We start from the raw sequence: 13,323 nt of genomic DNA, 5'->3' as shown, positions 1-13,323 counted from the left end.
ATTACATTTAATGACATTGTTGAAACTCAAACCGATCTTACAAGCACCAGTGCAACACCAAATAACTTAGCCAATAATACCAACTATTTCTGGCGTGTATTTGCATTGAATGCAGGCGGTTCGAGTGAATCTACAATTTGGAGTTTTACCACAGTTCCGGCCATTGCCGATGCGCCAACTTTAGTATCACCATTAGATGCAGTGACAGATGTTGCTTTAAATTCAAGCTTAACTTGGAATGCCGTTTCTGAGGTTGATTCTTATACCTTAGAAGTTGCGACAGACATTGCTTTTGCTAACATCATCGATACTCAAACCGATCTTAAAAGCGCCAATGCAACGCCAAATAACTTGACTAATAATACCAACTATTTCTGGCGTGTATTTGCTTTAAATGCAGGCGGTTCGAGTGAATCTGTTATCTGGAGTTTTACAACAGTTCCTGCCATTGCCGATGCGCCGACTTTAGTTTCCCCTTTAGATGCAGCGATGGATGTTGCTTTAGATGCAAGTTTAACTTGGAATGCCGTTTCCGAAGTCGATTCTTATACCTTAGAAATTGCGACAGACATTGCTTTTGCTAATATCATCGATACTCAAACCGATCTTACAAGCACCAATGCAACTCCTAATAACTTGGCTAATAATACCAATTATTTCTGGAGAGTATTTGCTTTGAATGCTGGAGGTTCGAGTGAATCTACAATTTGGAGTTTTACTACAGTTCCGGCCATTGCCGATGCGCCGACTTTAGTTTCCCCTTTAAATACCGCGACAGATGTTGCATTAGATGCAAGCTTAACTTGGAATGCCGTTTCTGAAGTTGATTCTTATACTTTGGAAATTGCAACCGATATTACATTTAATGACATTGTTGAAACTCAAACCGATCTTACAAATACCAGTACAATACCAAATAACTTAGCCAATAATACCGATTATTTCTGGCGTGTTTTTGCTTTGAATGCAGGTGGTTCTAGTGAATCTGCTATTTGGAGTTTTACAACAATACCGGCCATTGCAGATGCGCCGACTTTAGTATCACCATTAGATATAGCGACAGATGTTGCTTTAAATTCAAGCTTAACTTGGAATGCCGTTTCTGAAGTTGATTCTTATACCTTAGAAGTTGCGACGGACAATGCATTTGCCAACATTGTTGAAACTCAAACCGATCTTACAAGCACCACAACCATTCCTAATAACTTAGCCAATAATACCAACTATTTCTGGAGAGTATTTGCTTTAAATGCAGGCGGTTCGAGTGAATCTGCTATATGGAGTTTTACAACAATAGGAATGGCTGCGGGAAACTTAGTAGCACATTGGAAAATGGATGAAGGTTCAGGAACTATTTTAACAGACAGTTCCCCAAATGGTAATACAGCTTCAACTTTTGGCTCACCTAGTTGGATCGAAGGAAAAGATTCCTATGGTTTAAGATTCAATGGATCCAATCAATATGCTTCAATTGCAGATAATAATATGTTAGATATAAGTGGGGCTATTACAATTGCGACTTGGATAAAGCCAGAAAGAATTACAACCCAATACTTAGTTAAAAAAGCCGATCAAAATGGAATAGACGGTTACGAATTATCACTGTCCAGTACCGGTAAAGTATTTTTCAGATTTAATCAAAAAACCTCAGGAAATACTTATCGATTAGATTCTCAAGTGTCATATCCTTCAAATGGATCCACTTGGATGCATGTGGCCGTAACATATAACGGTTCAGAAATAAAAATGTATATAAATGGGGTTGAGAACAGTTCTATAAATTACACTAATACTCCTCCAATAAGTAATAATTCTCTTGCATTAGCTATAGGAGCGGGATCGGATGGGTTTAGAGGTATAATGGGAGCAATGGATGATGTTCGAATCTATAATACTGCTTTAGACGCTAATGCGATAATGGAATTAGCAACCATTAACTCTAGCCCCGAGCAACCGGAGATACCTTTATTAAGTTCGCCTATTAATGGAGCAACAAATATTTCGATTAATGGTATTTTAAGTTGGAATTCATCATTAAATTCTAATAATTATTCAGTTCAGGTTTCTCCTCAAAATGATTTTTCCACTCTAGTTTTTGACCGAATAGGGGTAAATGGAACTTCAATAACTTTAAATGGATTAAATAATTTTACAACCTATTATTGGCGTGTAAGAGGATATAATTCTGGTGGTTTTGGTGCTTGGTCTTCTACTTGGAGCTTTACAACTATTCAAAATAATTCTAGCAACTTAGTAGCTCATTGGGATATGAATGAAGGCATTGGCTCTAGCCTGGACGACAGTTCTACATATTTGAATAATGCGGTTGTTATTGGCTCTCCTTCCTGGGTAGCAGGGATAGATTCCTATGCCTTAAGGTTTAATGGGTCTAACCAATATTCTTACGCAGCAGATAATAGCTCATTAGATATTTCCGGACCAATTACGATTGCCAGTTGGATAAAACCAGAAAAAAAGGCTACACAATACCTTGTTAAAAAATCTGAACATAATAGCATAGATGGGTATGAATTGTCACTTTCTAGCAGTGGTAAGATCTTTTTCAGATTTAATCAAAAAACTTCTGGAGATACATATAGAATAAATTCCCAGATTTCTTATCCAACTAATGGGTCCACATGGATGCATGTAGCAGTTACATTTAATGGATTAGAGATGAAAATCTATATAAACGGGATAGAAAATAGCTCCAAAGGATTTTCATGGACTCCAGCTATTGCTGTTAATTCTCAAACATTAGCAGTTGGTGCTGGGAATGATGGGTATAGGGGGATAATGGGAGCAATGGATGATGTTAAAATTTATAATAAAGCACTCACAGCTTCAGAAGTCTATAATTTATTTAGTCCGACTTCTTCCCTTAAAAACCATTTTGAAATTTCAGAGAATTCCAATTTAATTAATTCTGAGGATGATGAATTCAGGGAAGAATTTTTGGTTATTCAAAACCCGGAAACTACAGTTGCTACAATACAATTTTCTATGAAGGAATCTTCTAAATATAACTTGGTTCTCTATGATACTAAGGGAACCAGAATATCTAAAATAAAAGAAGGAAATGTTAAGGCTATGGAAACTAACTTATTTCGATGGGATGGTAGTTGGCTTCAAAGAGGTGTTTATCTTCTAAGATTAGAAACTGCATCTGGTTATGGAAAAACACTTAGAATAATTTTGAGATAATAATTAAAACAATTTCTATGCAAACTTTAGGATCCAATGTAAAATTTAGAATTAATAAACTACTTCAGTTTTTACCACCCGAGATATATTCTAAAATTCTTAAGAGTATAGTGATAAGGAGAACTTATAATAAACTTAGAGATGATTATAGATATATAAGATCTAAACTTAATCCACATAAATCTGCAAGAGTATATATAAGAAAGGGAATTAGTCGAATGGAATTTTTTTCTATTCTGAATGATAGAAAGATAGATTATGTCTTACTGAGATGGTGGGAAGGGCTTCCAGAAATGCCCGTAGACGAGGATATGGATATTTTAATTAAGGACGAACATAGAAATAAAATTGATGATCTAATAACATTTACTGATAATGGTAATGGATTAAAATGCGATATATATACACTTACAGGTAGTTTCTATGGAAGTCATAAGGGTATTCCATATTTTCAGTCTAATATGGGGCACGATCTCTTAAAATCTCGGAGACTTTTTAAAGGAGTATACGTTCCATCTCCTAGAGAATACTTTGCTTCATTGGCCTATCACGCCTTATTCCATAAAGGAAAGGCTTCAGGAATTGAGGGATTTGGCGATTATTCTGGCGCAGTAGAGCATGCTTATTCAACAATTCTTTCTGAACATTCGCTTAACATAGGAGAAGAGGTCGATATTAATGCAGAATGTTTGTTTAAATGGTTGGAAACCAATGAATATATTCCTGCTGAAGATACTCTTTCAAAATTAGTGGATATAAAACCCGAATTGGAAATTTTTCAAAAGAGATTATCCAGTGATATCCGTGGCGGGGAACTTACTGTGTTTGTTATAAGGGAAAGATTAGTTAAAGATAAATTACTGGAAGATTTTAAGCTTTTTCTTGAAAATGAATATCAGTTCGAAATATTAGATATACAATTTCTTAACCAAAAGCAAAAGGATAATGCAACTAGATTTATACGTGGTGGAAAATGGGATAAAGGACCATTTAAATACTCTGGTGGTGTGCCTGAAGCTTTTCTAGTTGCCTATGATTTTGAACCGAAACCTTTAAATGATATTGATCAAAAAAAGCAATCCCGAACCACAAATAATAATAATATGCTGGCTAAGTATAGGTTTAGAGATTTAATAACTTCAAATAGAACTATAAAAAAAGCAGATTATAATGGGGTTCATTCTTCAGATAATGAAATGGATGCTAAGTACTATTTATCTTTTTTGGGTGGTGATTACCTAGAACATATTGAAAATATAGTGGAGGATAAGAGAAACTATAAAAGCATTAATAGGATATCGTCTCAATTAATATGATTAAAAATGGCTAGAATAATTGAAATATGTGGTTCGCCGGGAGTAGGAAAATCTACCATTTTTAAGGAGCTCGAAAAGATCTCTGAAAATGGGGATGCTTGGGAGACTGTTTCCAATAAAAACCCGATGGGAGAAAAAAGTCACTTAGAATTTTTAGAAGAGCTATTATCCGAATTAAAGAAAGGTAGAAGACCAATAAATAGTCGTGTATCCAAGCTTGAAGACTCATTTAGTTTTATAAAAAGAATTTACAGAAAATTTAAGTTAGGAAGAAATTTCACAGATCTGTATATTTTAAAGCAGGCTGGTGAAAGATTTGTGTCTAAATATCCAAAATATGTAGATGCCTGTTGGAAAAATATTTTTTATAAGCAAGGGAGTAGTTCGAATGGAATGGATCTAAGGTTTGAGAAGGCAGAATTCATTTATTTGATCATGAAAAAATTCCAAATTTTAATGGAAAAAAAGGACGATAAAACATTTATTATAGATGAAGGTTTAATAAATATGATAGACCGCGGATTGTACAAGAGTAATAATATAATAGATGAAAAAGTAGAAATCAAAGATTTGCTAGATACAATGCCATGGCCTAACGGAATTGTTTATTTGTACACCGATTTAGTGGAAAATGCAAAAAGAATTAAGTATAGAACAGACATAAGAGATATGCATAAGGGATTGACATCTAAAGAGATAATAGAGTTTTCTGCAGCATCTAGGCAAAGAATAGTTACAGCAATTGAGTATGTTAAAGAATGTGGATGCCCGGTTTTAGTTTTAGATTCAACAGAGTCTATCCGGGATAATGCTTTAAGAATAGTTGAGTTTATAAAGAATGAATTCCATGAAATACCAGTTAAAGGAATATTACAAAATAGATATTGATCATGAAAAATCATTTTGTGTCCATAATAATACCGACTTATAAAGATTGGCCTCGTCTAGAATTATGTCTTAATGCATTAAAAAAACAAAGCTATCCGCAGGATCATTTTGAAATTTTGGTAATAAATAATGCTCCAATAGAAGATCCATTGCCAAAAAAAATCCAATTAGCCAAGAACTGCAGGTTGCTTATTGAGAAATTACCAGGATCTTATGCTGCAAGAAATAAGGGGCTTAATGAGTGCAAGGGAGAAATTATTGGATTTACAGATTCAGATTGTATACCAGATTTACTATGGATTGAAAATGCCGTGAATTTTTTCAATAAATTTCCAAAATATCAGCGAATGGGGGGTGGTATTAGAATTTTTTCAAAAAATAAGTTGCCATCTTTTGTAGAATGGTATGATTATATATTTGCTTTTCCTCAAGAGGCCTATGTGCGTTCAGGAAATGCAGTTACAGCTAATATGTTTGCCTATAAGGAAGTTTTCAGAAATGTGGGTTTCTTTAATGATAAATTAATGTCTGGTGGAGATTACCAATGGGGTAAGCTTGCAAATAAAAACGGTTACAAAATAGGCTACGCTCCTGAGAGTTTTGTTAATCACCCTGCTAGATCTACCGTTTCTGAGTTGGTAAAGAAAGCAAAGCGAGTTGGGGAAGGGCAAGCAATGTTTAATACTACTAATAGAGGATCTAAATATAACAGATCCTTAGCCTATCTAAAACTTGTGAAACCTCGCTTTTGGGAGATCAAGAAAATCTTTGCCTATTATAGTGATGGAATTAATTTTTTAGATAAATTCTTCGTGGTTCTTTTAAGGCATTATATAACTGCAACTGGAGATTATGCCAAATTAAAATATGAGAATAAAAAATAGTATCGGACTAAATATAAGCTCAATAAATCCCTCAAGTTTTATTTAATTATTATTCTGAACTATTCATTTACTAGTTTTTTTTGACTTGTAATCCATTACTTTTTACCTATAATTATTTAAAAAATGAAGATCGCACTCTGTTCTAAGGGCAATTTTTCACTAGAAAAAGGCTTCACCAAAAATCGAATTGAATTAGCTCAAGGCCTTGAAGGCTTAGGTTGGAACACCACACTTGTAGATAAAAAATTACTGGGGATCCCAGAAAAGGAGAGATATAACGCCTTGAAGCATAGTTTAGCCTTAAAGCAGTATTTACAGGATAACTATTATGAGTTTGACGTTATTTTATATGAATATGATACTCTCCCATTTAATAGAGATCTTTTTAATCCGAAAACCTTATTCGTAGCTAGGCCGGCAATTTTGGCTTATCATTTTTCTATAGTGAAATTTAAACACGATCTAAAAACTCGCTTGTCCCTTTTTACTAAAGAAATAAAAGATCTTGTTTTTGCTAATAAGGAAAAATTGCAACATCAAAAAAGGATGGACTTTAGTCTATCTCAAAGTGATCTTATTCAGGTACAAAATAAACAAGACAGAGATATGCTTATTTTTAAGGGCTATGCTGCAGACAGAATAATAATTATTCCTAATGGAATTCATTCCCATAGAATACTTAAATTCAATAATATAACAATTGAAAAAACCTTTCCCCTACAATTGGCATTTGTTGGAACCTTCGATTTTAGAAAAGGAGCAATGGATTTCGGCCCAATATTTACAGCATTAAAGGAAAAATTTCCCGAGATACGTTTGAAACTTTTGGGAACTGGGGGTTTGTTTGCTACAAAGGAGGAAGTTTTAAAATTTTTTCCCAGAAAACACCATCCTTCTATTGAAGTTCACCCGAAATTTAAGGCAGATAATTTACCTGAGCTTTTAAAAGGTTGTCATGCCGGAATTTTCCCATCTTATCTTGAAAGTTTTGGGTTTGGTGCATTAGAAATGATGTGTGCCGGGCTTCCAGTAGTTGCATATAATGTTCCTGGACCTTCAGATTTTATACTCCCAGAACTACTTATAACTAGAGGTAATTGGAAAGGAATGGCACATAAGATCACAGAAATTTTGCAATCCCCAGATATATTAGAAGAATTGTCTAAGAGAGCACGTAATAGAGTTGTTAAACATTATTGTTGGGAAAATATAGCGAAAACAGTAGATGAGCAGTATAGATATTTTCATTCTAATCTCCAAAACGAGAATTCTGGCGTTGAAAAGAATTTCAATAAAAACTTAATTTATAAGGCTTAATTTTTTTTATATGAAACCACTAGTGTCCATTATTATTCCATTATATAATTCTGAAAAATATATACATGATACTCTTTATAGTTGTTTAAATCAGACTTACAAGAATTTTGAAATTATTATTGTGGACGATGGAAGCATTGATAGATCTTCAGAAATAGTGAATTCTATGAATGATAATCGAATTCTATACTTCAAGATTCCAAATGGCGGTCCATGTAAGGCAAGGAATTTTGGAATCTCAAAATCTAGTGGACAGTTAATTCAGTTTTTAGATGCAGATGATATATTACATGAAGAAAAGCTAGAATTACAAATGCTTCAGTATTTAAAGTATGGAGATAATTACATCTATAGCGGTACAATGGGATATATTATTGGTGATGAGAAGAAGTTGGAAATAGGATTTGATTTCTATTATTCAAATTTAAAAAGGGAAGAATATTTTAATAGAATGTTTGATAATTTCGGGAAATATTACACTACAGGCATGTGGCTAGTGCCTGCAAAATTGGTTAAAATTACTGCTGGATGGAATGAAGAGGTTTTAATAAATAATGATGGAGAATATTTTACAAGGTTAATTTTAAATTCAGAAGGAATTATTTATAGTGAAGGTTCAATATTTTTCTATAGACGTGATGTTCCTCAAAGCGTAAGCAAAGCATTTAACTCAAAAAAAGTCTATGAAAGTTGGCTATATTCCTATAAATGCTATGTAAAATCTTTCCAGCAATTTTTAGATATGAGAGCATCTCATGAATTGGGTCGAAAAGCTTTAAGCGTTTATTATTGCAACTCTTTTCCAAATTATCCAGATTTACTTTTACAGTGTAAAAATGAGATAAGAAACCTGGGTTATTCATCTCCATCTCCTCACGGTGGTCTTGTCTTTAAAAGTATTTCGATGTTATTAGGAGTAGATTTAGCCCTCAAAATTCGCTTGTTCAAGCAACGAGGAAGATTGAAATTTAACGCTTTAATGAATTGATATGAACATTGTATTTATATGTGGAACATTAGAGCCTGGTCGAGATGGAGTAGGTGATTATACGCGCCGTTTGGCTGCTGAATTAAGGACCCAGCATCTAAATACAGCTATATTATCCTTAAATGATAAATATATAGATGAGTATAGTGAATCTATCCAAGAATTTAAAGGTGTAGAAATTCCAGTGCTTAGGTTAGGAGAAAAATTAGCTACTTACCGGAAAACTATTTTAGCTAAAAACTGGATAGAGAAACAAAACCCTGAATGGCTAAGCTTGCAATATGTACCCTATTCCTTCCAACAAAAAGGAATTCCTTGGAATTTGGCATATCAATTACATTTCTTTTCTAAAGGAAGAAAATGGCAAATTATGTTTCATGAACTTTGGATTGATTCTACTAATTATAAAAATACAATTATCGCCTCTTTACAAAGATTTTTTATTAAAGATCTGGCCAGGAAACTCAATCCAAATGTAATTCATACCAGTCTTCCACTATATAAGAAAAGGCTTAAGTATCTCGGGTTCTCGGCAAAAGAATTACCAATATTTTCAAATATTTTAGAAAACAATGGTTCTTTACATGGATATAGCCCAAATTTTAATATTGTTTTTTTTAGCCAATTTAAAGTAAGGGAAAGTGTTATTGAGTTTATGAAGAAATTGGTTAAAGAACTTATTTTGGCAGATATAGATTTTAGAATTTTACTAGTAGGAGGATGCCACGAAGAACGTGTAAGATTGGTTAATGAATTAAGAAAAATACCTAGAGTTAACAGGAGAATTATTTATAAAGGTTTTTTAAATGAAATTGCACTTAAAAAAACAATTCAATCTTCAGACCTTTGTATTACACCAGTTCCGCAACATGTTTTAGGGAAAAGTGGAAGCGCAGCAGCTTTTCTAGCTCAAGGTATACCGGTAGCTGCTCCATATATTAAAGCGGGTTATGAGGAATTTGGAATTGGATTTTATGATGAGAGATTAAAAAATGCAATATTAAGATCACCGAATTTAAGACACTTAGATATTGCTAGAGAAGCTGCAAAGGAGGCACCCGCAATTTTAAATATTTCAAAGATTGCCAATCAATATTTAGCTGATATTTTAGAAGAATCGTCTGTTAAATTTAGTGGTTATCCTATAAAACTGGAACAAGAATAATCTAGATAATGAAAATTCTGTTTCTTACTCATAGTTTTTTTCCAAAGTTGGGTGGTATTGAAAGAACTTCTGAAATCCTTTCAACCTATTTTACAGATTATGGGGCCGAGGTCCATCTAATTACTTGGACAGTTGATAATGCTATTAATGAATTTCCATTTCATGTAATTCGCAATCCTGGAATATATACTCTTTTAAAGGAATTTCTTTGGGCGGATATCATATTTGAAAATAATCCTTGTTTAAAATTATCTTGGCCAGTAATATTCTTTTCAAAACAACATTTTGTAGTTCTACATACTTGGTTAACTGGTTCAAATTCACAATTAAAATCTGTGAAACTGAAAGAACTATGGCTTAAAAAAGCAAACCATGTAATTGCCGTAAGTAACAAATTAAGAGAAATCGTTTTTCCTTCAGCAGAGGTAATTAAAAACTCATACGATAATAACTTATTTAAGAGGCTTCCTGAAGTTGAAAAAACAAAGGATTTCGTTTTTCTAGGTCGTTTGGTATCAGATAAAGGGGTGGATCTAGCACTTATGCTTTTAAAGTTGTTAAATGAAGATTTAAATAGTAGTGCGAGCTCTACACCCTATTCCCTCACTATCGTAGGAGAAGGCCCAATGGATACTCGGCTAAAGAAAATAATTGAGGAATATAAAATTGAAGATTTTATAGAATTTACAGGTCCATTAACTGGAAATGATCTAGTTAAAACCTTAAATGAACATAAGTATATATTAGTTCCCTCACGATGGAAGGAACCTTTTGGGTTAGTCGCATTAGAGGGAATGGCATGTGGCTGTATTCCAATAGTTGCAGATGGTGGCGGTCTTCCGGAGGCCGTTGGAAATGCTGGAATAATATTTAAACGCAATGATATTTCATCTCTTTATATAGAAGTAACGAACCTGATACAAAACCCTCAATTTGAAATGGAAATCAGAAATAAGCTCTCAAAACATTTAAGTAATCATACTTCAGAAATTGTTTGTAGTAAGTATTTCAAAGCGATCACAAAATTATATCATTTACATGAACAAAACTAACCTGATATTTTCTCATCCAACAGGTAATGCTAATGTAAGAGCATTGGCAGATGGGTTTTTAGAAAACGAACTTTTATTTAAGTTTTATACTTGTATAGCTCTGTTTGAAACTAGTGCAATATATCCTTTAACGACTATTGGAATGTTTAAAGATTTAAGAAAGCGAATTTATAGAACAAATCTTAAGCCTTTTACTCAATCTCACTATATAAAGGAAATTTTAAGACTTGCTTCAGAAAAAACAGGTTATAAGAAATTTACAACTCACGAATCTGGAATGTTTTCTGTAGATAAAATTTACCGAGATTTAGATAAGTATGTATCAAAAAGAATTCAGTCAGCTAATGGAGTTTATGCCTACGAGGATGGAGCTTTACAGATTTTTGAGAAGGCTAAATCTACTGGAATAAGTTGCTTTTACGATTTACCAATCGGGCATTGGAGGGCAATGCGGGAATATTTGAATGTTGAACGAGAACGAAATCCAGAATGGGCAGAGACTCTTATTAACTTTCGAGATTCGCCACGTAAATTATCTAGAAAAGACGAGGAATTAAAACTAGCAGATCAAATTTTCGTTGCAAGTAGTTTTACAGCTAATTCTCTTAAATTATTTCCTGGAAAGTTAGCGCCAGTGCATGTTATACCTTATGGGTTTCCAGATGTTAATAATAAACGTACATATTTAAAAAATTATAATAGACCCATTAAAGTGCTATTTGTTGGAGGTTTATCACAGCGCAAAGGAATTTCATATTTATTTGAAGCAATAGATAAATTTAGAGGTCAATTTGAATTAACGATTGTTGGAAAAAAAGCAACAGACACTTGTGGCATTTTAAATAGTAATTTAAGGAAGCACACCTGGATCCCTTCTATGGACCACACTAGTATATTAAAACTTATGCAGTCTATGGACTTATTAGTTTTCCCCTCTCTTTTTGAAGGATTTGGAATGGTGATTACAGAAGCGATGTCTCAAGGAACTCCTGTAATAACAACTGAAAGAACTTGCGGTCCCGATTTTATAAAAAATGGTGAAAATGGATGGTTGGTAAAAGCTGGATGTCTTCAAGACTTAGAAACAAAATTAGAACAAATCCTTATAAAACCTGGAATTTTAAGTAGTGTTGGGAATGAAGCAAGAATAACAGCTAGCCAACGCCCGTGGTCTGTATACTCTAATTTGTTAAGTATAACTATTAAGAATATTCTTGAAAAAGAAAGAGTATGACGATGAATTTTAATGATAATAATATTCTGAAAAAGTACATTTGGCTTTACTTCTATCTTCTCATTTTTGAAGGCGCTTTAAGGAAATGGGTTTTACCAGGTTTATCTGAACCATTACTAATTATAAGAGATCCGCTCGCTATTTACATACTATTTCTTGCTTTAAGAAATAATCTTTGGAAATTCAACGCCTATGTGAGCTTTGTAATTGGCATAACTATTTTATCATTTATTATTACCCTCTTTATTGGGCATGGAAACATTCCTGTAGCTATCTACGGATTACGTATTGGACTAATCCATTTCCCGGTAATTTTTGTGATAGGGAATGTTTTTAATAAGGAAGATGTTCTAAACCTAGGGAAAAAAGTCCTCTGGATAAGCATTGGGATGACCATTTTAGTAACAATTCAATTCTATAGTCCGCAAAGTGCATGGATAAATCAAGGTGTTGGTGGAATGTCCGGTTCTGGGTTTGGAGAAGTGAGTGGTTTTTTTAGAGTGCCAGGAACCTTTTCATTTACGAACGGTTTATCGTTATTTTATGGGCTTTCCGCAGCTTACATCTTTTATTTCTGGTTAATGGAAACACAAATATCGAAGGTTTTATTAATTACGGCGAGTTTAGCATTATTAATTGCGATTCCATTAAGTATAAGTAGGACTATATTTTTTGAAACTATTTTGTCTTTAGCATTTATGATAGCCATTTCCGGTAAAAAACCACAGGCAATAAAGCGATTTGTAGGACTAGCTTTAGTTTTACTTACCGTATTTATCGTATTAAGTAATTTTAATTTCTTTCAAACTGGTAAAAGAGTTTTTACAGAGCGAATGGTAACTGCAAACGAAGCAGAAGGCGGTGTTCAAGGTACTGTGATAGATAGATTTTTAGGTGGAATGTATTCTGCTGTAATAGATCCCGAAAATTCTTATGCGGGTTTAGGTTTAGGTATTGGAAGCAAAGTAGCCTCTAAATTACTAACAGGAAATGCCAGCGTATATCTTTTGCCAGAGGGGGAATGGGGAAGGATAGTTGGAGAAATGGGTTTTATATTAGGTATTTTTTTCATTCTAATTAGGATGACATTAGTTTTTGAATTCTTTAACAAGACTTGGAACGCTCTTAATTATAATAATGTTTTACCCTGGATGTTATTAAGCTTTGGAGCGATAATTATTATGCAGGGACAATGGTCGCAGCCAACAGCCTTGGGTTTTAGTGTTTTAACTGGAGGCTTGATTTTATCTTCACTTAGGGAAAAAGAATGAACTG

General features: G+C 33.4%; 10 protein-coding genes. All 10 read left to right on the top strand.

The genetic code is table 11. From position 1 onward, the window contains the following. On the top strand, positions 1-3,204 hold a 3,204-nt coding region (locus BC962_RS10905; protein WP_121346018.1), incomplete at its 5' end, for a LamG-like jellyroll fold domain-containing protein. A gap of 17 nt (positions 3,205-3,221) precedes the next feature. Beyond that, a complete protein-coding gene (locus tag BC962_RS10900; protein ID WP_121346017.1) occupies positions 3,222-4,520 on the top strand; it encodes a hypothetical protein in 1,299 nt (432 codons plus the stop codon). 6 nt (positions 4,521-4,526) lie between these two features. Further along, positions 4,527-5,408 carry a hypothetical protein gene (locus BC962_RS10895; RefSeq protein ID WP_121346016.1) on the top strand — a complete coding sequence of 294 codons (882 nt, stop codon included), beginning with the start codon at positions 4,527-4,529 and terminating at the stop codon, positions 5,406-5,408. A gap of 2 nt (positions 5,409-5,410) precedes the next feature. After that, complete coding sequence (locus BC962_RS10890; protein WP_121346015.1) at positions 5,411-6,292, top strand: glycosyltransferase; 882 nt, start codon at positions 5,411-5,413, stop codon at positions 6,290-6,292. Positions 6,293-6,415: 123 nt separating this feature from the next. Further along, on the top strand, positions 6,416-7,609 hold the full coding sequence (locus BC962_RS10885; RefSeq protein WP_121346014.1) for a glycosyltransferase family 4 protein: 1,194 nt from the start codon (positions 6,416-6,418) through the stop codon (positions 7,607-7,609). Positions 7,610-7,619: 10 nt separating this feature from the next. Continuing rightward, the gene (locus BC962_RS10880) at positions 7,620-8,597 is read left to right on the top strand and encodes a glycosyltransferase family 2 protein (RefSeq protein ID WP_121346013.1); all 978 of its coding nucleotides are present in this window, start codon (positions 7,620-7,622) and stop codon (positions 8,595-8,597) included. A 1-nt stretch (position 8,598) separates the two neighbouring features. Further along, positions 8,599-9,762: a glycosyltransferase family protein gene (locus BC962_RS10875; protein WP_121346012.1), complete on the top strand. Its 1,164-nt coding sequence runs from the start codon at positions 8,599-8,601 to the stop codon at positions 9,760-9,762. 8 nt (positions 9,763-9,770) lie between these two features. Further along, entirely contained in the window at positions 9,771-10,814 is a 1,044-nt protein-coding gene (locus BC962_RS10870) for a glycosyltransferase family 4 protein (RefSeq protein WP_121346011.1), read from the top strand. Next, on the top strand, positions 10,801-12,048 hold the full coding sequence (locus tag BC962_RS10865) for a glycosyltransferase family 4 protein (RefSeq protein WP_121346010.1): 1,248 nt from the start codon (positions 10,801-10,803) through the stop codon (positions 12,046-12,048). The genes BC962_RS10870 and BC962_RS10865 overlap by 14 nt, the downstream gene beginning before the upstream one ends. Then, complete coding sequence (locus BC962_RS10860; RefSeq protein ID WP_121346009.1) at positions 12,045-13,319, top strand: hypothetical protein; 1,275 nt, start codon at positions 12,045-12,047, stop codon at positions 13,317-13,319. Before BC962_RS10865 ends, BC962_RS10860 begins: the two co-directional genes overlap by 4 nt. The last annotated feature ends 4 nt before the right edge of the window (positions 13,320-13,323 follow it).

This window comes from Gillisia mitskevichiae (assembly GCF_003634585.1).
Lineage (GTDB): Bacteria > Bacteroidota > Bacteroidia > Flavobacteriales > Flavobacteriaceae > Gillisia > Gillisia mitskevichiae.
Note: the sequence above shows the minus strand (reverse complement) of the source record. Positions and strands in the feature narration are given on the sequence as shown.

Coding starts and splice junctions, on each gene's coding strand:
- BC962_RS10865 (WP_121346010.1), top strand. CDS start 10,801: ATGAACAAAACTAACCTGATATTTTCTCATCCAACAGGTAATGCTAAT.
- BC962_RS10895 (WP_121346016.1), top strand. CDS start 4,527: ATGGCTAGAATAATTGAAATATGTGGTTCGCCGGGAGTAGGAAAATCT.
- BC962_RS10880 (WP_121346013.1), top strand. CDS start 7,620: ATGAAACCACTAGTGTCCATTATTATTCCATTATATAATTCTGAAAAA.
- BC962_RS10890 (WP_121346015.1), top strand. CDS start 5,411: ATGAAAAATCATTTTGTGTCCATAATAATACCGACTTATAAAGATTGG.
- BC962_RS10860 (WP_121346009.1), top strand. CDS start 12,045: ATGACGATGAATTTTAATGATAATAATATTCTGAAAAAGTACATTTGG.
- BC962_RS10875 (WP_121346012.1), top strand. CDS start 8,599: ATGAACATTGTATTTATATGTGGAACATTAGAGCCTGGTCGAGATGGA.
- BC962_RS10870 (WP_121346011.1), top strand. CDS start 9,771: ATGAAAATTCTGTTTCTTACTCATAGTTTTTTTCCAAAGTTGGGTGGT.
- BC962_RS10900 (WP_121346017.1), top strand. CDS start 3,222: ATGCAAACTTTAGGATCCAATGTAAAATTTAGAATTAATAAACTACTT.
- BC962_RS10885 (WP_121346014.1), top strand. CDS start 6,416: ATGAAGATCGCACTCTGTTCTAAGGGCAATTTTTCACTAGAAAAAGGC.